Here is a 24,249-nt window from a genome sequence, read left to right on the forward strand (position 1 = left end):
CGACTCGGATCAGATCGGGTGTACCAGCGCCTCAACTGCGGACGACGGCAACGCAAGTCAGTCAGTGTAATTGGAGAACGGGAGGCCCTTCGTAAAATACAGGCTTAAGAATGTCCCATTCTCCCCTATGATCTATCTGCATAAGTGTGGCGTTGTTAAAGACGGCCCAACGCGAAATGATTTTCCGAATTGCATGCGCTTCGTCTTCTGAGGAACTTTCCCGCCATACTAGAAGCTGGGGAAAGCCCAGATCGCCGGTTGGGAGGCGAATTTGGTGTGCCTCGACGGTCGCCCAGATGTATCGTAGATGATTATGTCCGCCGATAGCTGACATTATTGCAGATCTAATGGCATATCCTATCACTGCTGCCTCAATCATGGGCTCGCGATCGTTCAATAAAATCGCCAGGCCCGAGGCATCAGGGATATTCAATTGAGTTTTCGTCGCGGCTATCTGCCTCGCGGATAAGCTTAGGTCCTTTCGTATCGATCGCGACGTGACATCTAATACCATTCTTGTAACCTCTTCCTCATCGGGAAGAAGTTGTAGAGCATGCGCAACGCCAACTTGGCCGTAGCAACTAGGCGATCCTGGCCTTGAAAACCGCTGCTTCAACCGCTCCTGGACAGGAATTCTCGGATCCCCCGCTACGCTCTTAATCTCAGCAACGAAACGTCTACGTTCCAGAAGATAGTCAGCCTTGCTGTTCGAACCGAAGGTCCTCGCAAACAGTGCGCAATCGAGATTCTCGGCACCCGTCTCAAGAGCGAAAAATCGGTTAAGTCTAGCTTCTAGGCGCTCCGCGGGCCTTTCTTTGCAAGCAAATGCAAATAACGAAAGGCATAAATCGGATCCGTCCGACCCCGCGTTCATTGGAATTGGCCGCCCTTCAGCTGCACCCGCTCGTGGACCCGCACGTGTCGCACTTCAAACACGTCCCGTTGCGCACCATCGTGAAATTCCCGCATTCCGAGCAGCTTTCGCCCTCGTAGCCCTTGAGGCGGGCCTCCATGCGCAGCGCGTCGGCGGTCTTCGCGGCGGGGGCGGGCGAGGCCGGGGCCTCCCAGGCGAGGTGGCCGAGGGCCGGCGTCGGCTCGGGCGAGAGGTCGCGCTTCAGCGCGGTCGCGCCTTGGGTCCCGAGCGCGGTGGCGGCGGGGCGGCCGCCGATCGCGGTGACGTTGCTGGAGCCTGCGCTCTTGGGCTCGCTTGTCAGCGGCGGCGCGCTGGGCACCGCCGTCAGCTGACGGCCGCGCACCAGGCCGCGCGACACCGGCGCGGCCGCGGGAGCGGGGGCCTTGTCCTGCGCCACCCCCGTGCCGATCGAATCCGGGGTGATCTCCGACGGGTCGACATGGGCGAGGTCGTAGCGCGACAGATAGGACACCGCGAGCTCGCGGAACACATAGTCGAGGATCGACGTCGCGTTCTTGATCGTGTCGTTGCCCTGCACGAAGCCCGCGGGCTCGAAGCGCGTGAAGGTAAAGGCCTCGACATACTCTTCCAGCGGCACGCCATATTGCAGGCCGAGCGAGACCGCGATCGCGAAATTGTTCATCACCGAGCGGAAGGCGGCGCCTTCCTTGTGCATGTCGATGAAGATCTCGCCGAGGCGGCCGTCGTCATACTCGCCGGTGTGCAGGTACACCTTGTGCCCGCCCACGATCGCCTTCTGGGCGTAGCCCTTGCGGCGGCCGGGCAGCTTCTCGCGCTCGCGCACCAGCTGCACGCGCTCGACGATCTTCTCGATGACCTGCGCGGTGCGGGCGGCGGCGGGCTGCGCGATCAGCGCCTCGACGGCGTCGTCCTCGTCCTCCTCGTCGGCGATCAGCTGCGAGGACAGCGGCTGGCTGAGCTTGGAGCCGTCGCGGTAGAGGGCGTTGGCCTTCAGCGCCAGTTTCCAGCTGAGCATGTAGGCCGCCGCGCAATCCTCGACCGTCGCCTCGTTCGGCATGTTGATGGTCTTGGAGATCGCGCCGGAGATGAAGGGCTGCGCCGCCGCCATCATGCGGATGTGGCTGTCGACGGAGAGGAAGCGCTTGCCGGTGCGGCCGCAGGGGTTGGCGCAGTCGAACACGGAGTAGTGCTCGGGGCGCAGATGCGGCGCGCCCTCGACCGTCATGGCGCCGCAGACATGGGTGTTCGCGGCCTCGATCTCGGCCTTGGAGAAGCCGAGATGGGCGAGCAGGTCGAAGGAGGGGTCGTCGAGCTTCTCGGCGGGCACCTTCATCGTCTGGGTGAGGAAGGCTTCGCCCAGCGTCCATTTGTTGAAGATGAACTTGATGTCGAAGGCCGCCTTCGCGGCGCCTTCCAGCGTCTCGATCAGCTCGTCCGAAAAGCCCTTGGTCCGGAGCGTCGCGGGGTTGATCGCCGGCGCCTGCCGCATCGAGCCGTGACCGACGGCGTAGGCCTCGATTTCGGCGATCTGGTGCTCGGCGTAGCCGAGCGCGCGCAGCGCCTCGGGCACCGCGCGGTTGATGATCTTGAAGTAGCCGCCGCCGGCGAGCTTCTTGAACTTCACCAGCGCGAAGTCGGGCTCGATGCCGGTGGTGTCGCAGTCCATCACGAGGCCGATCGTGCCGGTCGGGGCGACGACCGAGACCTGCGCGTTGCGGAAGCCGTGGGTCTCGCCGAGCGTGAGCGCCCGCTCCCAGGCGGCCTGCGCCGCCTTCACGATCGCCTGTTCCTTCACGGCCGCCACGTCGAGCGGGACGGGGAGGGTGGACAGGCCCTCATAGCCCGCCGCCTCGCCGCGCGCGGCGCGGGCGTGGTTGCGGACGACGCGCAGCATGTGGTCGCGGTTCGGCCCGTAGCCCGCGAAGGCGCCGAGCTCACCCGCCATCTCGGCGGAGGTCGCGTAGGCGACGCCGGTCATCAGCGCCGAGAGCGCGCCGCACAGCGCGCGGGCCTCGGGCGAATCATAACCGACGCCGGACGACATCAGCAGGCCGCCGATATTAGCGTAGCCGATGCCGAGCGTGCGGTAGCGCCATGACAGCTCCGCGATCTTGCGCGACGGAAACTGCGCCATCAGCACGGAGATCTCGAGCACGACCGTCCAAAGCCTACATGCGTGGGCGTAGGACTCGACGTCGAAGCTCCGGTCGGCGCGGCGGAACTGCAGCAGGTTGAGGGAGGCGAGATTGCAGGCCGTGTCGTCGAGGAACATGTACTCCGAGCACGGGTTCGAGGCGCGGATCGGCCCCGAGGCCGGGCAGGTGTGCCAGTCGTTCACCGTGGTGTGGAACTGCAGGCCGGGATCGGCGCAGGCCCAGGCGGCGTAGGACACCTGCTCCCAGAGCTTCTTCGCCTTCAGCGTCTTGGTGACCTTGCCCGTGGTGCGCGAGGTCAGCTCCCACTCGCCGTCGGTCTCGACCGCGCGCAGGAAGGCGTCGGTGACGCGCACCGAGTTGTTCGAGTTCTGACCGGCGACGGTCAGATAGGCCTCGCCGTCCCAGTCGGTGGTGTAGGCGTCGAAATCGATGTCGGCCTGGCCCTGGGCCGCGAGCTGCAGCACGCGCTTGATCATGTTGTCGGAGACCTGCGCCTTGCGGGCGGCCTTGATCTCGCGCTTCAGCGCCGGGTTCTTCTCGGGGTTGAAGCAGGCGTCGCCTTCGCCGTCGCAGTTCACGCAGGCCTTGAAGATCGCCTTGAGATGCTTCTTCACGATGCGCGAACCGGTGACGAGCGCGGCGACCTTCTGCTCCTCCTTCACCTTCCAGGAGACGTAGGATTCGATGTCGGGGTGGTCGGCGTCGACCACGACCATCTTGGCCGCGCGGCGCGTCGTGCCGCCGGACTTGATGGCCCCGGCTGCTCGGTCGCCGATCTTGAGGAACGACATCAGGCCGGAGGAGCGCCCGCCGCCGGAGAGCTTCTCGCCCTCGCCGCGCAGCTGGCTGAAGTTCGAGCCGGTGCCCGAGCCGTATTTGAACAGGCGCGCCTCGCGCACCCAAAGATCCATGATGCCGCCATCGTTGACGAGGTCGTCGGAGACGCCCTGGATGAAGCAGGCGTGCGGCTGCGGCCGCTCATAGGAGGACGGGGAGGGGCGCACCTCGCCGGTCGCATGGTCGGCGTAGAAATGGCCCTGGCTCGGACCGTCGATCCCGTAGGCCCAGTGCAGGCCGGTGTTGAACCATTGCGGGGAGTTCGGCGCCGCCTTCTGGGTCGCAAGCATGAAGCAGAGCTCGTCGAAGAAGGCGCGGGCGTCCTCCTCGGTGTCGAAATAGCCTTCCCCCCAGCCCCAATAGGTCCAGGTTCCCGCAAGCCGCGAGAACACCTGGCGGGCGTCGCGCTCGCCGACGATTCGTTCGGCCTCGGGCAGCGCCGCGAGCGCCGTCTCGTCGGCGACCGAGCGCCACAGCCAGGAGGGAACCGTGTTCTCCTCGACCGGCTTCAGCTTCGCCGGCACGCCGGCCTTGCGGAAATATTTCTGCGCGAGAATGTCGACCGCGACCTGGCTCCACGCCTCCGGCACGTCGATGTCGGCCGCGCGGAACACGGTTGAGCCGTCCGGATTGCGGATCTCGCTGGTCGCCTTGCGGAACGCGATCTCCGCGTAAGGGGACTGGCCGGCCTTGGTGTAGCGACGGTCGATGCGCATGATGGTCCAAAGCTCCAAATCTTAGATCGGACGCGCTCGCGGCGCGTTACCGCCGACCGGAGCCGGCGCGCACGCGGGCGAACCCGCGCAGTGAGTGCGCAGAAGCATTTTCAGGGGCGCAGAGCGCCCGTGACGGCGGCGTTCGCGTTGATCGTCATCTGGCGAGAGCGCCCTGAGCGACCTCGACGACTGCGATCAAACTACGGCGAGTCTTTCGCTGGCGTCGAGTCACGATATTCCCCTTATCCCCGCTTCGAAGCGCTAGCCCTCGTTAACGTCCAGGGTGTTGCACACAAGATATAGTGGTCAGCGAGTCGTGAATCAAAGGTTGACGATGCGCCGCGCGGGGGCCGCCAACCCCTTGAAAACGGAGCGCGTTACCTCTCGCACCCGTGCTCCGCAGCCTTGGGGATAACAGCGGGGATAATCCGTGGGGGCGCCTTTTCGTCCACGCGGCGCCCTAGCGCAGCGCAGCCTTCACGCCGGCCTCCAGGGCGCGGACAGCCGCCGCGACCGGCCTGGAACCGGCGCGCGCGAACAGCACGATGTCGGAGACCGGCAGCGCCGGCAGGCCGAGCGCCTGCCCGACGTCCGGCGCGCCGCCGGAGCCCGCGCGCCCCATCGGAGCGATTCCAAGGCCGGCCCTCACCCCCGCCAGCAGCACGGCGCAGCTGCCGCCCGTGAACGCTTCGCGCCACGGTCGCCGGGCGCGATCGAGCGCGCGAATCGCGACCTCGCGCACGCTGCACGGCGCCCCCAGGCTGGCGAGCGGAACCGCGTCACCCGACGGCGCGCTTTGAGCGCCGCCGCGCCAGCCGAGCGGGTCGGTTCCGATCACCTCGCCGTCGCCGCCGCCGCCCTCGCGCCGGATGATCGCGGCGTCGAACTCTCCTTCGTCGAAGGCGGCCCGGATCGCCTGCGACCGCCCCATCCGCACGGCGATCGCGGCGTTGGGGGGCAGCGACGCCCGCACCAGCCGCAGCGCTTCCTCCAGCCTCACTCCGAGGGCGTGCTCGCTCGCCCCGATCGAGAATCGCACCGCGGGCTCCGACGCGAAGGCCAGCGCCGCGTCATGCGCCGCGAGAAGGGCGCGCGCGTGAACGAGGAACGCGCCGCCGTCCGCCGTCGTGCGCACGAAGCGCGGCGAGCGCTCTAGCAGCCGACGACCGAGCTGCGCTTCCAGCGCTTTCAAGCGCTGGCTCACTGCGGGCTGGACCGTGCCCGCCGCCTCGGCGACGCGCGTCAGATTGCCGAGGTCGACGGCGAGAACAAAGAGCCGGACGGACTGGATATCGAGCATCATAACGATCCGCTATCGTGACGATGGCGAAGCATAGCATTTGGATCAGCCGTCCGGGGCCGTAGATCGGAGCGATCGTCACGCCCGAGAAGGAGGCCGCCATGCCCATGATCGTCGTCCGCTACGTCAGCCCAGCGCCGAGGCCCGAATTGCGAGGCCAGGTCGCCGCCCTCGCGGGACGCCTCGCGGCGGAGACGCTTGGCAAAGATCCCGGCGTCACCGCCGTCCTGGTGGAGCCCGCCGACCCGGACGGCTGGTTCGTCGCCGGCCGTCGCCCGACGGAGGACGGGCTCGCCGCCTTCTGGCTCGACATCAAGATCACGGCGGGCACCAACACAAAAGCGGAGACGGCGCGCTTCGTGCACGCGACCTTCGAGGGCATGGCGCAGTTGCTTGGGCCGCTGCACGATGAAAGCTACGTGCTTGTCCACGCGGTCGATGGCGACGCCTATGGTTACGGCGGGCGCACTCAGAACGCGCGCTGGGCGTCGGCCTCTCCGGCTTGAGGCGCGGAACGGTCCCGGTCCCGCTCCATGGCCTTGGTCATGAGCGCCCGGCGTCGAATAAGGCTGAGACGACGTCGGGACGAGACGCGCCCGCATCTGGACATTGGCGCGCGCGCGTCCGATACCGGGCGTGTCCTTCAATCTGGCCGGCACGGGCGATCGCGCATGTCTTTGATGAGCATCCTCACCGACGTCTTCACCTGGTGGAACGGCGCGACCGTCGGCACCCGTTTTGCGCTGAGCCGGGGCGGCGAGTTCGTCGGCGAGGACGAGGCGGGCAACCGCTATTACCGCCTGCCGAACGACCCCGCCAAGAACGCGGCTTTCGGGACGGAGCGGCGCTGGGTGGTCTACGCCGGCTACGCGGAGGCCTCCGCGATCCCCGCGGGGTGGCACGGCTGGATGCACCACACGGTCCAGGCGCCACCCGCGAACGAGAACTATTCGCCCCGCGAGTGGGAGAAGCCGCACCTCGCCAACCGCACCGGCACGGCCGACGCCTACCGGCCCCGCGGCTCGGCCTTGTCGACTCGCCAGCGGCCGGCGGCGACCGGCGACTACAAGGCCTGGTCGCCCGACGATTGACGCCGCGCCGCCCCGACGGGGCCGCATTGGCGAGGCCTCCTCGGCGCGTTCGACCGCGCGTCTCTTCCCTGTCTCAGCCGCGAGAGCCTCAGCCCGTGTCCGCCCGCCGAATGCTGCTCGCGTCCGCGCTCGTCGCCACGCTTGTCCCCGCCGGCGGGGTCCAGGCGCAGAATCCGGGCACATCGACGCTCGACAAAGGGCCGCGCGCGGCCCGGCCCGAGGTCGTCGCCCCGACCCCGCGGATCGAGAACCCGATCGCGGTCTTCAACGGGCTCGACAAGATCACGGGCCGGATCACGGAGTTCGACGCGCCGATCGAGAAGACCGTCACCTTCGGCCAGCTCAAGGTCACGCCGCACATCTGCTACACGCGCCCGCCCACCGAGGCGCCGAACACGACGACCTATGTCGACGTCGAGGAGATCACGCTGTCGAACGAACAGCGCAAGATCTTCTCCGGCTGGATGTTCGCGTCGAGCCCAGGCCTGTCCGGGGTGGAGCACCCGATCTTCGACGTGTGGCTGGTCGACTGCAAGGGCGGCGCCCGGCCCGAAGCGCCGCAGGGTCCGACGCTCGGCGAGTGAGCCGGCGTCAGATGTCGCCGGGCACGTTGTCGCCGTAGGGCGGCCGCGGGATCTGCATATGCGCGTCCTTCAGCGCCTTCGACCAGCGGTCGCGCAGGTCGAGGAAATACTGGTCGTTCGTCTCGATGCGGAAATCGAGCTCGGGCGATAGCGCGTCCTTCCTGAGCACCATCACGTCGATCGGCGGCCCGACGCCGAGATTCGAGCGCATCGTCGAATCCATCGAGATCAGGCCGATCTTGAGCGCGTCGTAGAGGTCGGTCTCGTAGGTCACGGCGCGGTCGAGGATCGGCTTGCCGTATTTGTGCTCGCCGATCTGGAAGTAAGGCGTGTCCGGCGTCACCTCGATGAAGTTGCCGGCGGCGTAGATCATGAACAGGCGGAGCCTGCCGCCTGCGACCTGCCCGCCGAACAGCAGCTGGACGTCGAAGCGCGCCGTCATCTGCTCGAGGCTCGGGCCGTCGACGCGCCAGACTTCGCGAACCGCCCGGCCGACGAGCTGCGCCGCCTTGAACATGGTCGGCTGGCTTTCGAGCGTCTCGAGCTCCCCGGTTTCGGGATCTTCCACGCCTTCGGCCAGCATCGACAGCACGGATTGGCTGACCGACAGGTTGCCGGACGTCGCGATGGCGAGCGTCCGGCGGCCCTTCTCGGACACCACTTTCAACTTGCGGAACGTCGCGATGTTGTCGATTCCCGCATTCGTGCGGGTGTCCGCGATCATCACGAGACCCTCGCGAACGAGGATGCCGCAGCAATAAGTCATCGATCTTGAACCCCGAGCACCGAAGGGCGCGACGCTAGCAAAAGTCGCGCGCCGCCGCCAATCGGCGAAAAGACGTTTCGCACGAAGAAAATCGCAAGCCCGGAAATCGCGTCAGGAACGGCGGAAGGCGCGCGGCCCGCGCGCGTCTTCGACGATCACCGCCACGGTGAGGGTTTCGCCCGAGCCGCCGTAACGCGATCCGCGAATCGGCGCCGCGCCGAGATAGTCGAGGCCGATGGCCACCCGCGCATAGGCGTCGGTCGAACACTGCCCGTTCGCCGGATCGAAGCCGATCCAGCCGAGATCGGGCACGAAGGCCTCCGCCCAGGCGTGGCCCGACTCCTGCTGAAGCACGTCGTCGGCGCGGCGGAAATAGCCCGAGACATAGCGGGCCGGGACCCCGAGATGCCGCGCGGCGACGATGAACACATGGGTGAGGTCCTGGCACACCCCGCGCTTGATGCGGAACGCCTCGGCGGCGGTCGTGGCGCTGTCGGTGGGCGAGACGTCGAACGTCATCGTCTCGTGGAGTTCGTCGAGCACTGCGTGCAGCTTGCCGAGGACCGTGCCGTCCGACGCCGCCGCAGCCTCCTCCGCGAACACGCCGATCGCGGAGTCCGGCGCCGTCAGCGCCGTGTCCCTGAGATAGAGCCCGGGCGAAAACCGCTCGACGGTGTGGCGGATGATCCCGTCGGTGTCCTGCGTGTCGATCTCGCCCTCGGCCAGGACGGTCAGCGACTCGATCGGCCCGTCGACGGCGAAGGTGTGGGTGATGTTGCCGAACGCGTCCTCGGAGGCGCGCACGCGGCAGTTCCGGTCGACGTCGAGGCGCCAGCGGACGATGTGCTGCCCGTCGTGCCCGCGCGGCGTCATGCGCAGAGTCTGGATCACGGAGCTCGGCGAGGTCGCGAAGCGGTAGGCGGTCTCGTGGCGGATCGTCAGGCGCATGGGCGCTCGCGGGTTCGAGACGTGGTCACGGGCTCAGACGGACGGACGGCCATGACGTCAGGAGAGGTACTGTTCGTTGATCGCCGAGCCCAGCTTGTTGTTGTCGGTGATGAAGCTCGTGATGAACTCATGGAGGCCGTTCTGGAAGACCTCCTTGATCTCCGCGTTCTCCAACCGCGAACGAGAGGCGCGGGCGAGCCGCTGCGCCGGCCCCTGCCGGCCATAGGCGCGGGCGAGGAAGTCGAGGTGGCGGACGAGTTCGCCATAGCAGGAGGCGATCGAGCGCGGCATCTGATCGTTCAGAATCAGCAGGTCCGCCACCAGCCAGGGCTTCAGGCTCTGGCGATAGACCCAGTGATAGCTCGTCACGGCGGAGACCGCCCTGAGGATCGCCTGCCACTGGTAGTAGTCGAGGCCGCCGCCGACCTCGCCCTGCTCGGGCAGCAGCAGGTGGTATTTCACGTCGAGGATGCGCGCGGTGTTGTCGGCGCGCTCGAGCAGCATGCCGAGCCGCGAGAAGTCATAGATGTCGTTGCGCAGCATGGTGCGCGACGCCGAGCCGTCGAAGCGCAGCCCGACCTCCTTCACCCAGCCGAGGAACCGCGAGAGCTCCTCGCCCACGAGCTTGCGGTCAGCCGTGCGGCGAAGCTCGATCCAGGCGCCGTTGATGGTCTCCCACATCTCCATGGTGAGCGCGGTGCGCACCGAGCGGGCGTTGTGCCGGGCGGTCTCGAAGCAGTTCAGGATGGAGGAGGGGTTGTCGCGGTCGAAGGCGAGATAGGCGACGACGGAATCGTGGTCGGCCTCCTCGTTCTTGGCGAGGAAGCCGTTGAGGCACCCGGCCGTCGCGAGCGCGCTCTCCCACTCATTGGTCGCGCCGCCATAGGCCTTGGGCAGCGAGGCCAGGCGCTGCGTGGTCTCGAGGATGCGGGCGAGGGACTCCGCCCGTTCGACGTAGCGGGACAGCCAAAACAGATTGTCGGCGGTGCGGCTCAGCATGGCGCGCTCACGGCGGAAAGGGACAGGCGGAACAGTCGTCGAGCGCCCGGATTCATTCGTCGAGCACCCAGGTGTCCTTCGTTCCGCCGCCCTGGCTCGAATTCACCACCAGCGACCCCTCGCGCATCGCGACGCGGGTGAGGCCGCCCGGCACGATGCGCACGCCGTCGGAGCCGGTCAGCACGAAGGGGCGCAGGTCGACATGGCGGGGCGCGACGCCGGCGTTGACGTAAGTGGGGCAGGTGGACAGCGCGAGGGTCGGCTGCGCGATGAAGCCTTCCGGCGACGCCTTGAGCTTGTTGCGGAACAGTTCGACCTGATCCTTGGAGGCGTGGGGGCCGACCAGCATGCCGTAGCCGCCGGAGCCGTGGACCTCCTTCACCACCAGCTCTTCGAGATGGCTGAGGACGTATTTCAGCGCTTCCGGCTCCCGGCAGCGGTAGGTCGGCACGTTTTTCAGCATCGGCTCGGCGCCGAGGTAGAATTTGATGATCTCCGGCATGTAGCTGTAGATCGCCTTGTCGTCGGCGACGCCGGTGCCGACGGCGTTGGTCAGCGTGACGTTGCCGGCGTGATAGGCGCTCATCAGGCCCGGCACGCCGAGCGCGCTGTCGGCGCGGAACACCAGGGGGTCGATGAATTCGTCGTCGATCCGCCGGTAGATCACGTCGACGCGCTGGGGACCTTCGGTGGTGCGCATGTAGACGACGTCGTCGCGCACGAAGAGGTCGCGCCCTTCGACCAGTTCGACGCCGAGCTTGTCGGCGAGGAACGAGTGCTCGTAATAGGCCGAATTGTAGACGCCGGGCGTCATCAGGACGACGTTGGGATCCGAGGGCGCCGAGCGCGGCGCGAGCGATCGCAGCGTCGCGAGGAGTTCGTCGGAATAGCGTTCGACCGGCGCGACGCGGTGGCGCGAGAACAGCTCCGGGAACAGCCGGATCATCACCTCGCGGTTTTCGAGCATGTACGACACGCCGGAGGGCGTGCGGGCGTTGTCCTCGAGCACGTAGAAGGTGTCGGCGTCCACGCGCACGATATCGATGCCGGCGATGTGGACCCAGAGATTGTGGGGCGGCGACTTGCCGGCCATCTCCGGCCGGAACGCCTCGTTCTGAAACACCAAGTCCTCCGGCAGGATTCCCGCCTTGAGGATCTCGCGCTTGCCGTAGACGTCGGCGATGAAGCGGTTGAGGGCGTCGACGCGCTGCGTCAGCCCCTTCGCCAGCCGCTCCCACTCCGCGCTCGTGATGATGCGCGGAATGATGTCGAACGGGATCAGCCGTTCCTGAGCCTGAGTGTCGCCGTAGACCGCGAAGGTGATGCCGATGCGCCGGAACAGCAGCTCGGCTTCCTTGACCCGGTAGTCGAGCAAATCGGTGGGCGCGGCGGAGAGCCACTCGGAGAGCCTTCCATAGGCCTCCCGGACGGAGCCGTCGGCGAGCGTCATCTCGTCGAATGTTGGCGAAGGCAAAGCGGCTGCGACTCCTGACCTGCGAATTCCGTCAGATGCTAATCCACGTGGCGCGCGTGGAAAGGGGTGCGGCGCCCGTTTTTACGGCGCCGAGGCGCCCGAAGACGGTCAGATCAACTTAAGCGCGCGAAAGCTCGCATGTCCGTCCCGGCCCACCACGACGTGGTCGTGCACCGCGATCCCGAGCGGTTTCGCAACGTCGACGATGGTGCGCGTCATCTCGATGTCGGCGCGGCTCGGTGTGGGATCGCCCGAGGGGTGGTTGTGAACCAGTCAAGGCAGATTTCTAATATGATGAAATTACGCCACTTTTTGCGATTTCATCGGCGACTGGTGCCGGGGATTGGGATATGTCCACAATGCTCGACCGTGATCGTCACGCTTGATCACCGATATGCTCGTCGAGCCGCTTTGAAGCACGGCACTTCACTCTATTCCCTTCGTCCCACGCTTCAAGCTCGTCGATCGGATAGAGAACGGCCTTGCCGATCTTCACGAACGACGGTCCAATTTTCATAGCACGCCAGTTTCGAAGCGTCCCTACGGATACACCTCCACGATAGCGCGCGCTGACCTCATCAGGGGTGAGGAATTTGGTTTCGGACATGATGCCTCCTGTGAATAGCGGCGCTTTAGCTGTGCATCGATAGTCATGTGATGATGGTGGGCGTGAGGGGATTCCTTTGAACGAAACGTCACTCAGTCTCATCGACATGCTCGCCCGCCTCCAGTAGCTCACGCTGCTGCATGGGAATCGATGCACGCGAATGCGGGGGAAGGAAAGACTTTTCGAAAGGCGTAGGGATGGCGGTTAGCTGCGGTTAAAAGTAGGCGGGGTGGTCTTTCTAGTTTAGCGTGAGGGCTATCTGATTGACCATTGCCCTCCGAAGGCAACGCTAAGTCAAGTGCGGTGAAGGTGCGAGTCGAGAAAATCGAGGTAAACCAAGCGATTGGCAAAACTCGAAGGAAGCAGGAAAACCGCTTCCGTGGTCGCGGAAGCATCGCGGAAGCAAACGGTGGGGAGTGTGTAGAGTACGAACGGCGACAATCGGTGGGGCGTGAGCCCGCGTCGTTGCGCTGATGTGAATGTCAGATTCGAGATTGACCCTGTTCGGTCTCGGCCACTATCTGAAGATCAATGCACCCGTAGCTCAGCTGGATAGAGTGTCGGCCTCCGAAGCCGAAGGTCACAGGTTCGAATCCTGTCGGGTGCGCCAAATACCGCCGATTGCCCTCTAAAGCCGCCGATAACCCGCCGAAACTACGCATGCGCGAAGAGCGGAAGATGGTCCGTGCGCGAAAAAGCGTAGAAACTGCGGTGTTTGGGGTGAACAAGCTCGAATCGCTGACGGTGATATCGCGTTTATTATCCCGCGCAGCCCCAGGTCGATGGCTCAACGCTTTCACGGGTGCTGCTCGGGATTGGCATTGCCGGTTTCATCGGCACCAGCTTCATCAGCCGTTTCCGGAAGGATGGCCCCTATCGCACCTTGATTGTGATCCCGGTCGCGATGGCAGGCATTGCGGTTACGCTGATCCTGTTCGGCGGGCACCTCGCCGTCACCGCGACGGTTCTTGCGGCCTGGGGCCTCATTGGCACGGTCACGCCGGTCGGCTGGTGGACCTGGCTGACGCGATCGCTGCCGGATGACGCGAAAACCGGCGGCGATCTGCTGGTCGCTGTGATCCAGCATGCGATTACGTTCGGTGCCGTGATTGGAGGCGTCCTCTATGACATGAGCGGCTATCGCATAACATTTGCAGCCCGCGCCGGTCTGCTTCTGATTGCTGCTCTCTCAGCCATACTGACATCTCGGCAGAGACAAACTGCGTAGTGCGCTTGCCCCAAGAAATACCTGATATCTTGCACTTGGCCCGATTTTGGCAAAGCGTTCGGTTCGGACGGTGCACGTAATCGCGAAGGCTCGTGCGCGCCGGTTCGCTGCCGGCGCGTAATGTGCCGCGCGGTTCAATGACACGGCGAACACTCAGAATAGTTATCGAGGCTTGGCCGTAGCAACTGGTGCCGAACGGCGTCATCTGCCTCTTGTCGGCAAATTCGGCCACGCCGCCGAATTGCTGGCATCTGAAATCGGCTGGAGAACACCCTCGATCGTTAGACCCGTTCCCTTCGGCGTCATTACGATCCGCGAGCCCGAGGACTTCACTTCGTAGCAGCCTCCATCGGGTTCGGGGAGATCAACGCAGAAATCATCCGCACGAACGAACCATTTTCCCGTTCGCAGCTTGCCCATCGAGTAGCTGCGGACCGAGCCGTCCCGTTGGTAGACTTCGCGCCAATGCACTTCATCGGTGAGCTGCATATTCGAAAATCTGGCGCGTATCTGTACGCCCGATAGCCTCTTTAGATTTTCCGCCCATGTGCTCCCGCTCTCGAACACCAGCAGGGTCAGAAAGGTGATGCCGACAAACTGGATGATCGGTCTTGCACCACGTCCACGCACAACGGCACTTAGTGTTTTGGTTTGCACGACTTGAGACATATCTGGTACTCGGTCTTACAGGCCAGACCTGCGTAATTCTTCATACACGCCTTACGCTGTTCGGCGCATACCTTGCAGGACGTCTGGGCTTCGGCGGCCCGATCAGCGGCGAAGAGAACAGTCACCGCGAGCGCCACCAGGGCCGCGCGCCTCATCCACCGGTTTCTCCTCAAGTTCGGCATATTATTCGTTCCTCCTGTTCTATCTCATTGTGCTGGTGGTCTTGTCGAGCGCCGCGCGCAGACTCTTTGCCAGCTTGATCGCATCGTCGACGGCCCAGAAATGCAGGAAGAACAGTCGCGGCTGCTCGCTGAGCATGTGGCTATGAATCGCCGTCACGTCGATGCCATTCGATTTTAGGGCTTTGATGACCGGATTGACCTCGTCGCCCGTCAAAACAAAATCACCCGTGATCGCGGCCTTGCCGCCGCCGGTCGGCTGGAAGTTGATCGCCTGCGCCACGCCCATCGGGCCGACCGGCGCGATCTGCATTCCGCCCTCGCTGATCGGATCGCGCCGCGGAACGGCGAAAGCGTAGACGCCGCCATTGTTCTGCCCCTTGGCGCCGATGATTTGATCGAGCTGGGCGGTATCGAGATCGATCGCTGGCGGCGCAGATGCAGCGGTCGGCGTCAACGGCGTCTTGCTTGCTGCCAGCGCGTCGCGGATGACGGCAGCCATCTTCACAGGATCGCCGCGACCGCCGACATGCATGTAGAAGGTCGCGGGACTCGCCCGCAGCAGGTGGTTGTGAATCGCGGTGATCTCAAGCCCACCCGCGATAAGCTTGGCCATGACCGGGTTGACTTCGGTTTCCAGCAGCACGAGATCGCCCATTGCCATGGCTTCGCCGTGCATCGGCATGAACGCAATCCAGCCGCCGAGCGCCAACGACGGCTTGATGGTCACGCCATCCAGCGTGACGGTCAGATCACTGCGTGGAAATCCATAACGATGCACCTCGCCGGAGATCGCCGGCTTCCGACCAAAGATGTCATCGACCTTTTGCCACTCGATGGTCTGGGCGTAGGCACTGGAGATGAATGGTTCGGTAAAGACCTTCCAGTCGATGGATTGCGCATTCGCGCTCAATGCGGACGACGACGCCAGGATTGAAGCAGCCAGACAATTTCTCAGACGCATTGTGAACCTCCATGGTTGGATCAAAACAGATCCCCCCTCCGAGCCCGCATTAATTTCATCGTCACTTGCCGCGATGCTTGGCAATAATGGCGTCGAATGTCTCCTGATCCTTGCTGGCGCGCATCCTGACATTCGCTCCGGACATCCACACCTCACTGCACTCGACCGACGTACTGCTCGGCAACGATATACAAAGCTTGTTGCCCTGGACCTTCCAGATGCCGGTCCATGAACTACCGGACTCGGCGCTAATCAGCTTGCCGTCCGGCCGCAGATACATCGACCAGTGCGGACCGTCGGTGATGTCGTTGCCGACGATCCGCGCACGAATCTGGCTCGCATCGAGCAATTTAAACTGGTCTTCTGCGCGCGCGGAAGATTGTGAGGCGAGCGTGAGCGTGCTTGCAACTAGCACGATCCCAAGTCGTCGATGCGAAGTCATTTCAGGAGCCCCTCATAGACGCGCTGCACTGCCGGCCAATTGATGGTTGACATGAAGACGCCGACATAATCGCCAGCCTTCGCGCCGTAATCGATGTGATAGGAATGCTCGTACATATCGAGCGCCAGGATCGGCGTTGCGCCGGCCAAGGTATGGCAGTGATCAGACGCCCATTGATTGACGAGTTTCGGATCACGCGGCGACCAGGTCAGCAGTACCCAGCCTGAACCACCACCCAGCGCCTTGCCCATTGCGATGAATTCGGTCTGCCAGCGCCCATAGGAACCGAAATCACGTGCGAGCGCGTCCTTCAGGCTGGTTCCCGGCTCGCTTTCATCACCAAGGCCATCGAAGAACACCTCGTGCAGGATCATTGAATTGGTCGCGATGAGCTGTTCTCGCTTCAGCCCGTTGATCAGGAAATTGGGTGCCGTTGCATAGTCGAGGCCGGCAAGCTGCTCTTCGATGAGGTTCAGCCGCTTCACCGCGCCGCCGTAGTTATTCTCGTAGTGACTGACGATCATGCGTTCGGACATGCCACGGATGCGGCTCGGATCGCATGAAAGGGGTTTCATGACAGCCTCCCGACGTATGGCCTGGAAGGCAACCTGACACCTGAGCCGTCGGCTGACCGCAGCACGCCAGCATCAGAGATTTTATCGGGTGAGATTGGGATATCGGCAGACATGATGCGCCCTTGGTGGAAAACCGGACGCGATTCTTGGGCATGTCGCCTCGTGGGGAGATCGCTTCCCCATGAAGGTAGGTAAGGCCGGAGAAGCCAATTTGTCAATGTCGAAGCCGGGTACTGGTCCAAGCCACCCATTGGCAGGCGGAAATTTCTCATCAGTCGCGTGTAGGACCTTTTCCATCGACGGTTCTCCCGCTACTGTCGGTTCCATCGTAGCAAGCTGATGAGCCGCTGCGCATTCTGGCATGACGATGCCGGTGATTTCAAAATCCATTCATCCACCGTGATGGATCGCGCAGGAGACTGACGCATGATTCGCCGTTGCCATTTACTTCTGGCTACTCTTTTCGTCGGCCTAGCGGGTCTGGTTACGCCGGCAAACGCGCAACCTGCCAACTCCAATGAACTCGTTGTCCTGACGACCACGACCACGCAGGATAGCGGAATCCTACGAGTCCTGACCGATGCATTTGCGAAAAAATCCGGCCTGACCGTAAAAGCGATTGTCGCCGGCAGTGGCGACATCCTGAAACAGGGTGCCCGTGGCGAGGGGGACGTCCTGCTGACGCATTCGCCCGAGGCTGAGAAGCTCTGGATGAGCGATGGCAATGGCACGTCGCGGCGGCTCGTGATGTATAATGATTTTGTCGTTATCGGGCCGGACAGTGACCCGGCGAAGATCCGGGGCCTGAAGGCGGTCGACGCACTGCGGCGCATTGCTGAGACCAAATCGCCGTTTGTGTCCCGTGGCGATCAATCCGGAACGCATGTTCGAGAATTGGCAACATGGAAACGAGCCGGGATCGATCCGAAAGGCCAGTCCTGGTATCGTGAAACGGGTCAGGGCCAAGGCTTGACGATGGATGTCGCGTCCCAGTTCCAAGCCTATGCCTTCACCGATCGGGGCACCTACCTTGTCCACGCCAAACGCCTCGGCTTGCCCGTTCTCGTCGAGAACGATCCTGTCCTCTACAATATTTACCACGTCATGCCGGTGAACTCGACCAAGTTCCCCCGCGTGAACGCGCCAGCCGGGCAAGCGTTCGCAGACTGGATCGTTTCTTCGGAGGGACAGGCGGTTATCGCCGAAGTCGGAAAGGCAGAGTATGGCCGGTCGCTATTTGTGCCGGCCGCAAACCTGAACGAGGCCCAGCTTCTGCAGAACTGATACCGGGATCGGCGAGGCTGCGTGATGGGGACCGGATCCTGGGACTACTGGGCCGAGATTGGTCAGGGGCTTGTCGACGCGGTTCTGCTGCTCGTGACGGGCGATCCCGAAACGTGGATCATCATTCGGCAGTCGCTGCTTATCTCGGTCTCGGCCACCCTCGCCAGCATGGCGGTCGGCGTTCCAATCGGGCTCTGGATCACCTATGCGAGGTTTCCAGGCCGCGTGGTTTTGCTTGCCATTTGCAACACCGGCTTCGGGCTTCCGCCGGTCGTCGTTGGCCTGGTCCTTTCGATTCTGCTGCTGAGGCATGGGCCGCTGGGATACCTGAACCTGCGGTTCACACCCTATGCGATGATGGTCGGCCAGTTCATCCTAAGCGTGCCGATCATCGTCAATCTGACCGTCGTTGCGCTCCAGCAACTCGACCCAAAGCTTCGGCTTCAAATCTGGGCACTTGGCGCCTCACGTTGGCAAACGCTTTGGCTCTTGAGTCGCGAAATACGCCTGCCTTTGTTGGTTGCATACATGGCCGGCTTCGGCGCGGTCGTGTCCGAAGTCGGTGCAAGTCAGATGCTCGGCGGAAACCTGCCCGGCTCGACGCGGGTGTTGACCACAGCGATCGTCATGGAAACCGGCATGGGTCATTATGATCGGGCTATGGCCTACGGCATCGTCTTGCTCCTGCTGGTGGCGCTGGTCGTCGGCCTGCTGACCTGGGCGCAACAACGCGATGGTCACCGGTGACGGGCGCGCTCCTTCGGGCCACGGGCATCAGTGTTCACCGGGGCAGCCGCCTGACGCTCCAGCCAACCGATTTCCTCGCGCATGCCGGCGAAACTATAGGCATCTATGGTCCAAACGGCGCCGGAAAGAGCACCTTGTTGCAGGCGCTCGCGGGCCTGCTCCCTCTTGCCTCGGGCTCGATCGCCTTGAAGGGGCAGATTCTGGGACGGGAGTTGCCACCATTAGCCTACCACCGACGCATCGCGGCCGTATTTCAGCAACCGCTGCTTCTCCGTGGCACAGTCGGCCACAATGTCGGCCTTGGACTGGCCTTGCGGGGCGTCGGCCGCATCGAGCGCCAGGCACGGGTCAAGCCGGTGCTCGAGCAATTGAAGATCGACCATCTCGCCGACCGCAACATTGCCACGCTCTCAGGTGGAGAGGCGCAGAGAACGAGCCTGGCGCGAGCTTTGGTGCTCGAGCCGGAAGTCCTGTTCCTCGATGAGCCATTTGCCGCGCTCGACCAGCCGACCCGTCGTCGCCTGGTTCAGGAATTGGCGGTCGTACTGCGAGCGCGGCGAATGGTGACGGTGTTCGTTAGCCACGATCTGGCGGAGGCTTCCATCCTTTGCGTTCGCTGCCTGATCATCGACGCAGGAACGATCATCCAGGAAGGCTCGCCCCAGGGAATCGTGCAACACCCCGGAACGCGTCGTGTTGCCGAGATCGTCGGCAGCGATCATCTCTGGGATGCCCGCACCAATAGTGGTCAATAGATCAATTGTAACAATGAGAGGCCAGACTCAGGCCTCAATCATCGTCATCGTCGTCAGCCGCGCGCAACCGGCCGGTTCGCGCGTCGACGACGACCTTCGTGGTTTGGCCGGCCTTCGCACCGATCGCTTCAAGATACCGTCCATCGCGAACGATCTGTACGTTTGACCAACCGTCGGATTGCAACTTCTGTCGCACTTGATCCTCGGTGACCGGCTGGTCGCCTGCTATGAAAACCGGGCCTCGGCGGGGTTCGGCCGTGAGCATGGCCGCTCCGGTAATGGCCAACAGCAACACGCCGCTAGCTGCAAATATCCACTTCCTGTCCATGGCGGTTCTCCTCGTCTCGGCCCCCCGTTTGCGTCTGCATGTTTCAATCGGCCCCAGTGACGGTGTAGTCGCTGAAGTACATATGGCTGTCGGCCTTCGACCACAGGCCGACGCGTCCCGACACCGGTTGCGCCAGGGTGTCTTCGAGGTAAAGCTTGCCGTCGAGATAACCTTCGACCTTGGTGCCGTTAATGCGAACCTTCAATTCATGCCATTGATTGGCCGCAGTCGGCGTATTGCGCACCCACTTGACCGAGGAGCGCTTGCCTTTCTCGAACTTCCACAGCACGAGGTTGTTTTCGAGACAATTGGCGCGAATGGTCAGGTAGTCGCCGTTCGGCTTGAGATTGAACAGAATGCCAGCGCCTTGATCAATGCGACCGGAAATTCCTTTGAACTGGACCGTGATCTCGCCACTTTTGAAATCCGGGATGTCCTTAGCCACGGCATAGGGAAAATACGCATAGGCTTGCACGCGGTCCAGAAACTCGGCGTAGCGCTCGCCATACAGCGCGCGCGCTTTGTCAGCGACACCGGCAGACGATTGTCCTTCTTTCCACTTACGGCCATCGACAACGATGACGTTCTTCCCTCCTTCTTGCTCGATCCGCCAAATTCCGACGACGCTCAAAAAGGACTTGGGCTCGGTGCCGACGGACTCTTTCGCAAGGTCAACCTTTATTGCCTGTTGTGCGGCGAGCGGAACGGCGGCCAGAGTTAGCAAGCAAGCGGATAGTGTTGCTGCGATGGTGAGATGACTATGCGTGTGCATGGGTGTCCTCCAACTTGAACATTTTGCGGACATCGAGGGTGCGGCGGCTCCACCTCCAACAAAGAGCGATCAGCAGCGGCAAACCACCAAAGAACCAGGCCCAGACCGGGCCGGTTTGGGTGACGACGAGGGGATAACCCGGATAGTCGGGTGTCGAGAGCTGGGTTGGCGGAGCAAGGCCGGCCAGCGAATAGATCAAAGGAAGGATCTCGCGAGGGCTGGTCGACCGACTGGCATCCGTTCGCCGATTGTAGACGTAGGTTACCTCGCCATAGCGTTCATCGCTCGTACCCGTGCGAGGACTGAATAGACCATCCGCGATTTCAACGGTCACATTTGGTGCCGCTCTTTCAAGCTTTGCCAGCACATTGCGCCGAAGGTCGACATAACGTGGGTCCTCAATGGCGAGATGCACGGTGATCAATAAAGGCCCGGTGAGTTTGGCCAGCGCCCACTGATCCGCCGTGGCGAAAGAATTGCGTTGATCTTCAGTCACATCGAACGTGGTTCGCAGGGCGCCCGATGCACCCAAGGTAAGCCCGAGGGCGGCAACGCAAACCGCCGAACGCCACATTTTTTTGCGTGCCGGGACGCCCGTCGGCAGCCAGACAGCCGCCAACCCGCAGAAGCCGGTGATCGCCGCAATCATGCCGGCGACGAGACCAAACGACAACAACCCGCCTTCAAACGTGCGCAGTGTCGGCGTCAAGGAGAGATGCGCGACCAAGCCCATGAAACCGGAGCTGCCGGCAGTCGTGAAATCGAGGACCCACGATCCGATCGTAAAGGCCAAAGTGATGATCGCCGCCGTCGCCGAGGAATCAGAAAGAGATGCGGCAAACAACGCAATCGAGCCGACCAGAAGAGCATATAGCCCATGTCCGAGTAGAAGGTTCAGAAGCTCGGGACCAGCCAAATGACCGCCGAAGAACAGCCAGGCCAGAAGGGCCGATCCGCACGCCACGCCCGCAGCCACGAACCAAGCCAACCCGACGGCGACAAGCTTGATGCCGATCACGGTCGAGACGCGATAAGGCAACTGAAGCAACAGCCGGACCGCTCCGGATTCTTTTTCGCCGCCCAAGACACGGATCGCGACAAAGGGAAATAGCAGGGTCACGGCAACGTAGAAGCCGCCGAAGGTCGGCACGAGGATGCCGTCCAGAGGCGAAAGGCTGTTGGCCATGACGGGTGAGCCGATCGCCACCGAGCTGGCTTCGCTGTAGATCCGCAAGGCTTCCATGAAACTGAAGCCGACCAGCGGACAAAGCAGCAGCAACATGGCCCACGCCGCACGTCCGCCGAAGATCTCCCAAAGCTCTTTGACGAGCAGCGGCAGGAGCGGCGCGCGCGTTTGGGGCTTAAGCGAGCGCAAGAAACACCTCCTCAAGGCCGGCATTGGGTGCCTTGATGCGCGTGCGAAGCTCATCGAGTGTGCCCACCCCGCGCACCTCACCTGCCGATAGCAGGACGAAGCGGTCGCACATGCGCTCGGCGTCAGATAGCTGGTGAATGGACAAAAGGAGCGTGCGGCCCTGCGCAGCCTCCCGCCGCAGCACCTTCATCATCTCCCGGGTCTGCTTCAGATCGAAACCGTCGAACGGTTCATCCATCAAAAGAAGCGGTTGCCGCGCCAGAAAACCCAGCGCCAGCATCAGGCGGCGGTTAAAGCCTTTTGAGAGTGACCCGACGCGCTTCGCCAGCGACCCTTCGAGACCCACCCTGATAACGATACCCGCTACGAACTCCCGCGATCTGCCATAGACATCGGCGACGAAGAACAGCACCCGTGCGACCGGTTGATCGGCATAAGGCCGAACGCCATCGGGGACGTAAAACATGAAATCACGGCGCCGAGCCGGCGCGATCGAAGCGCCCCTCACCAATACAAAACCGTTATCCGACGGAAGAAGGCCGGCGAGGGCTTCAAGAAGGGTAGTCTTGCCGGCGCCATTTGGACCGATCAGGCCCAGCACTTCGCCCTCGCAAACAGCGAAGCCAACGTCGTTGAGCGCGAGCTGCTCGCCATAGCGCTTCGTCAGCGAGACGATTTCCATCAGCGGTTCACTTCGCAAAACGGCAACCGTCATGGGCGGTTTCTCCGGTCAACGCGCCTTGTCGTTCGGATCGAACGGCTTGAGGTCGGATGCTTCTGCCTCTGTCATGCGGGCGTCCTTTGGACAGTCGTCACAGCCTCATCTTGCAGGCACAGATACCGATTGACGGGTTGCGACAGGGAGCGACTGGGGATGCTCGAACCAGCCAACGAAAGGAAGAACGATCAGGAAGTGCAGGAAGTAGTAGGTGGCGCCAATACGACTCAAAATGAGCCACGCACCTTCTGGCGGTTGCCCGCCCGCAAATGTGAGCAACACGCAGTCGCTCACAAAAATCCAGAAGAACCAACGGAAGACCGGCCGAAACCGGGCCGAGCGCACGGGGCTCGTATCCAGCCACGGTAGAAGGAACAACACGAAGATGGCGCTGAACATGCTGATCACGCCAATGAGCTTGTTCGGCACGGCGCGAAGGATCGCGTAGAAGGGCAGAAAGTACCACTCAGGCACGATGTGGGGCGGCGTCGCCGCTGGATTCGCCGGAATCGAGTTGTCCGGATTCAGTAGCGCATTCGGCTCGTAAAAGGTGAACCACGAAACGACGATCAGGAAGATCGCCACGCCAAACAGATCCTTTGCTGTATAATAGGGATGAAACGGGACTGTGTCTTCAGGGCCTTTACTATCGACGCCGAGCGGATTGTTCGAGCCAAAACGATGCAGGGCGATCAGATGCAATCCGACAACGGCGACAATCACGAAGGGCAACAGATAGTGCAGCGCAAAGAAGCGGTTGAGCGTGGGATTACCCACTGAGTATCCGCCCCACAACCACGTGACGATGCTGTCGCCAATGCCCGGAATTGCAGAAAACAAATTGGTGATGACCGTCGCGCCCCAGAAGCTCATCTGGCCCCATGGCAGCGTGTAGCCGAAGAATGCCGTGGCCATCATCAGCAAGAAAATAATGATACCCACTCCCCATAGAAGCTCGCGGGGCGACTTGTAGGAGCCGTAGTACATTCCGCGGAAGATGTGGATGTAGACAACAGCAAAGAACATCGATGCGCCGGTGGTGTGGAGGTAGCGGATGAGCCATCCGTAGTTCACGTCGCGCATGATCTGCTCGACGGAATTGAAGGCGCCGTCGGCGGTTGGCGTGTAGTGCATCGCCAGAACGATGCCGGTCGCGATCATGATCACGAGTGTAAGACCAGCCAGAGAACCAAAATTCCAAAGGTAGTTCAGATTTCGTGGCGTGGGATAGTCGTGCAACTCGCGTCGCAAGAAGGAAAAGATCGGTAAGCGATAGTCGATCCACGCGATAAAACGATTTTGATGATCTGGCTGGCTCATCGACGGAACTCCTGGCGATCTATCGGCGGTTACTCATTCTTTCTAGAACGCCTTCAAAGGGAGGATAGGACGAGCCTGGAATTTTCATCTGAAGCGTGCGCATAGAGATCCAGACCTCGTAGCAGATTGTCTTTTTCTCGTCGTTGTAGGTCTTGCAAAACTGATCTTTGACGATTTGCCATAGACCTGTGCGAATATTGCCCATCTCGTCACTCGTAAACTTCCCGCTTGGCGAATAGGATTCCACCCAATGGGATTCATCCGTCAGTTGCATGCCGGTCAGCTTCGCCCGGATTTGCGCCCCCGACAGTTTTCGGAATTCCTCTGCGTTGGCGTGTCCAGCCAAACCAACAGCACAGGCGATGATGATCGGGATAAGTTTATTGGGCTTCATCGTCAAAACACTCGTATTTCATCTTCTCTCGTAGAAAAGACGGCCGTGTGCCATGCTCGCTGACCTAAGGTTGAGAGCTGCAACCGCCTCATCTGGATTCCCGAACGTCGATTTTCCGTTGGATGG

The 24,249-nt window shown here is 62.6% G+C and carries 24 protein-coding genes, 1 tRNA gene and 1 pseudogene; 8 read left to right on the forward strand and 18 right to left on the reverse strand.

Features of this window, described 5'->3' with window-relative positions; genetic code table 11:
- Positions 1 to 890: 890 nt before the first annotated feature.
- Positions 891 to 4,604, reverse strand: coding sequence for a vitamin B12-dependent ribonucleotide reductase (locus ACO2RJ_RS04705; RefSeq protein ID WP_423266861.1), 3,714 nt, complete (start codon positions 4,602 to 4,604; stop codon positions 891 to 893).
- A 460-nt stretch (positions 4,605 to 5,064) separates the two neighbouring features.
- Positions 5,065 to 5,907 (reverse strand): LysR family transcriptional regulator, encoded by an 843-nt coding sequence (locus tag ACO2RJ_RS04710; protein WP_423266862.1) that lies wholly within the window; start codon positions 5,905 to 5,907, stop codon positions 5,065 to 5,067.
- A gap of 98 nt (positions 5,908 to 6,005) precedes the next feature.
- Between ACO2RJ_RS04710 and ACO2RJ_RS04715 the strand changes: the two genes are divergently transcribed.
- The 3 genes from ACO2RJ_RS04715 to ACO2RJ_RS04725 all read left to right on the forward strand — a co-directional run bounded on the left by ACO2RJ_RS04715 (position 6,006) and on the right by ACO2RJ_RS04725 (position 7,579).
- Positions 6,006 to 6,410 carry a tautomerase family protein gene (locus ACO2RJ_RS04715; RefSeq protein WP_423266863.1) on the forward strand — a complete coding sequence of 135 codons (405 nt, stop codon included), beginning with the start codon at positions 6,006 to 6,008 and terminating at the stop codon, positions 6,408 to 6,410.
- A gap of 165 nt (positions 6,411 to 6,575) precedes the next feature.
- Positions 6,576 to 6,995 carry an NADH:ubiquinone oxidoreductase subunit NDUFA12 gene (locus ACO2RJ_RS04720; RefSeq protein WP_423266864.1) on the forward strand — a complete coding sequence of 140 codons (420 nt, stop codon included), beginning with the start codon at positions 6,576 to 6,578 and terminating at the stop codon, positions 6,993 to 6,995.
- Between the two features lie 95 nt (positions 6,996 to 7,090).
- Complete coding sequence (locus tag ACO2RJ_RS04725) at positions 7,091 to 7,579, forward strand: DUF2155 domain-containing protein (RefSeq protein WP_423266865.1); 489 nt, start codon at positions 7,091 to 7,093, stop codon at positions 7,577 to 7,579.
- 7 nt (positions 7,580 to 7,586) lie between these two features.
- Here ACO2RJ_RS04725 and ACO2RJ_RS04730 read toward each other — a convergent pair whose 3' ends face one another.
- The 6 genes and pseudogenes from ACO2RJ_RS04730 to ACO2RJ_RS04755 all read right to left on the reverse strand — a co-directional run bounded on the left by ACO2RJ_RS04730 (position 7,587) and on the right by ACO2RJ_RS04755 (position 12,373).
- Positions 7,587 to 8,345, reverse strand: a complete 759-nt coding sequence (locus tag ACO2RJ_RS04730; protein ID WP_423266866.1) for a peptidase — start codon at positions 8,343 to 8,345, stop codon at positions 7,587 to 7,589.
- A gap of 111 nt (positions 8,346 to 8,456) precedes the next feature.
- Positions 8,457 to 9,293, reverse strand: a complete 837-nt coding sequence (locus tag ACO2RJ_RS04735; RefSeq protein WP_423266868.1) for a transglutaminase family protein — start codon at positions 9,291 to 9,293, stop codon at positions 8,457 to 8,459.
- 57 nt (positions 9,294 to 9,350) lie between these two features.
- Entirely contained in the window at positions 9,351 to 10,292 is a 942-nt protein-coding gene (locus tag ACO2RJ_RS04740; RefSeq protein WP_423266869.1) for an alpha-E domain-containing protein, read from the reverse strand.
- Between the two features lie 52 nt (positions 10,293 to 10,344).
- A complete protein-coding gene (locus ACO2RJ_RS04745; RefSeq protein WP_423268909.1) occupies positions 10,345 to 11,742 on the reverse strand; it encodes a circularly permuted type 2 ATP-grasp protein in 1,398 nt (465 codons plus the stop codon).
- Positions 11,743 to 11,874: 132 nt separating this feature from the next.
- Positions 11,875 to 12,039: pseudogene (locus tag ACO2RJ_RS04750) on the reverse strand (JAB domain-containing protein); the annotation flags it as partial.
- A 103-nt stretch (positions 12,040 to 12,142) separates the two neighbouring features.
- Positions 12,143 to 12,373 (reverse strand): helix-turn-helix transcriptional regulator, encoded by a 231-nt coding sequence (locus ACO2RJ_RS04755; RefSeq protein WP_423266870.1) that lies wholly within the window; start codon positions 12,371 to 12,373, stop codon positions 12,143 to 12,145.
- Between the two features lie 533 nt (positions 12,374 to 12,906).
- On the opposite strand from ACO2RJ_RS04755, the gene ACO2RJ_RS04760 reads away from it, so the two are divergent.
- Both ACO2RJ_RS04760 and ACO2RJ_RS04765 read left to right on the forward strand, forming a co-directional pair.
- Positions 12,907 to 12,983, forward strand: a tRNA-Arg gene (locus ACO2RJ_RS04760).
- A 192-nt stretch (positions 12,984 to 13,175) separates the two neighbouring features.
- Positions 13,176 to 13,601, forward strand: a complete 426-nt coding sequence (locus tag ACO2RJ_RS04765; protein WP_019198926.1) for an MFS transporter — start codon at positions 13,176 to 13,178, stop codon at positions 13,599 to 13,601.
- A gap of 201 nt (positions 13,602 to 13,802) precedes the next feature.
- On the opposite strand, the gene ACO2RJ_RS04770 is transcribed toward ACO2RJ_RS04765, so the two are convergent.
- From ACO2RJ_RS04770 to ACO2RJ_RS04785, 4 genes are all read right to left on the reverse strand, one after another.
- Positions 13,803 to 14,270 (reverse strand): hypothetical protein, encoded by a 468-nt coding sequence (locus ACO2RJ_RS04770; protein WP_156946995.1) that lies wholly within the window; start codon positions 14,268 to 14,270, stop codon positions 13,803 to 13,805.
- Between the two features lie 201 nt (positions 14,271 to 14,471).
- The gene (locus ACO2RJ_RS04775) at positions 14,472 to 15,413 is read right to left on the reverse strand and encodes a DUF1259 domain-containing protein (protein WP_019198929.1); all 942 of its coding nucleotides are present in this window, start codon (positions 15,411 to 15,413) and stop codon (positions 14,472 to 14,474) included.
- 61 nt (positions 15,414 to 15,474) lie between these two features.
- Positions 15,475 to 15,855 (reverse strand): hypothetical protein, encoded by a 381-nt coding sequence (locus ACO2RJ_RS04780; protein ID WP_423266871.1) that lies wholly within the window; start codon positions 15,853 to 15,855, stop codon positions 15,475 to 15,477.
- Complete coding sequence (locus ACO2RJ_RS04785; RefSeq protein WP_040426651.1) at positions 15,852 to 16,430, reverse strand: superoxide dismutase; 579 nt, start codon at positions 16,428 to 16,430, stop codon at positions 15,852 to 15,854. The genes ACO2RJ_RS04780 and ACO2RJ_RS04785 overlap by 4 nt, the downstream gene beginning before the upstream one ends.
- A gap of 426 nt (positions 16,431 to 16,856) precedes the next feature.
- Here ACO2RJ_RS04785 and ACO2RJ_RS04790 point away from each other — a divergent pair, with 426 nt between their 5' ends.
- From ACO2RJ_RS04790 to ACO2RJ_RS04800, 3 genes are read left to right on the forward strand one after another with little or no spacing between them, the layout of a single operon-like run.
- A complete protein-coding gene (locus ACO2RJ_RS04790) occupies positions 16,857 to 17,714 on the forward strand; it encodes a substrate-binding domain-containing protein (protein ID WP_019198932.1) in 858 nt (285 codons plus the stop codon).
- Between the two features lie 24 nt (positions 17,715 to 17,738).
- Positions 17,739 to 18,461, forward strand: coding sequence for an ABC transporter permease (locus ACO2RJ_RS04795; protein ID WP_019198933.1), 723 nt, complete (start codon positions 17,739 to 17,741; stop codon positions 18,459 to 18,461).
- Positions 18,458 to 19,216 carry an ABC transporter ATP-binding protein gene (locus tag ACO2RJ_RS04800; RefSeq protein ID WP_019198934.1) on the forward strand — a complete coding sequence of 253 codons (759 nt, stop codon included), beginning with the start codon at positions 18,458 to 18,460 and terminating at the stop codon, positions 19,214 to 19,216. Before ACO2RJ_RS04795 ends, ACO2RJ_RS04800 begins: the two co-directional genes overlap by 4 nt.
- A 34-nt stretch (positions 19,217 to 19,250) precedes the next feature.
- On the opposite strand, the gene ACO2RJ_RS04805 is transcribed toward ACO2RJ_RS04800, so the two are convergent.
- The 6 genes from ACO2RJ_RS04805 to ACO2RJ_RS04830 form a co-directional block, all read right to left on the reverse strand.
- Positions 19,251 to 19,544: a hypothetical protein gene (locus ACO2RJ_RS04805; protein ID WP_019198935.1), complete on the reverse strand. Its 294-nt coding sequence runs from the start codon at positions 19,542 to 19,544 to the stop codon at positions 19,251 to 19,253.
- Positions 19,545 to 19,587: 43 nt separating this feature from the next.
- Positions 19,588 to 20,316: a LamG domain-containing protein gene (locus ACO2RJ_RS04810; protein WP_040426650.1), complete on the reverse strand. Its 729-nt coding sequence runs from the start codon at positions 20,314 to 20,316 to the stop codon at positions 19,588 to 19,590.
- Entirely contained in the window at positions 20,303 to 21,691 is a 1,389-nt protein-coding gene (locus ACO2RJ_RS04815) for an ABC transporter permease subunit (protein WP_019198937.1), read from the reverse strand. The genes ACO2RJ_RS04810 and ACO2RJ_RS04815 overlap by 14 nt, the downstream gene beginning before the upstream one ends.
- Positions 21,678 to 22,406, reverse strand: a complete 729-nt coding sequence (locus ACO2RJ_RS04820) for an ABC transporter ATP-binding protein (RefSeq protein ID WP_019198938.1) — start codon at positions 22,404 to 22,406, stop codon at positions 21,678 to 21,680. Before ACO2RJ_RS04820 ends, ACO2RJ_RS04815 begins: the two co-directional genes overlap by 14 nt.
- 105 nt (positions 22,407 to 22,511) lie before the next feature.
- Positions 22,512 to 23,729 (reverse strand): cytochrome b, encoded by a 1,218-nt coding sequence (locus ACO2RJ_RS04825; RefSeq protein WP_019198939.1) that lies wholly within the window; start codon positions 23,727 to 23,729, stop codon positions 22,512 to 22,514.
- 19 nt (positions 23,730 to 23,748) lie between these two features.
- Positions 23,749 to 24,123 (reverse strand): hypothetical protein, encoded by a 375-nt coding sequence (locus tag ACO2RJ_RS04830; protein ID WP_019198940.1) that lies wholly within the window; start codon positions 24,121 to 24,123, stop codon positions 23,749 to 23,751.
- Between the last annotated feature and the right edge of the window lie 126 nt (positions 24,124 to 24,249).

This window comes from Hansschlegelia sp. KR7-227 (assembly GCF_049446035.1).
In the GTDB taxonomy this organism is placed as follows: domain Bacteria; phylum Pseudomonadota; class Alphaproteobacteria; order Rhizobiales; family Methylopilaceae; genus Methylopila.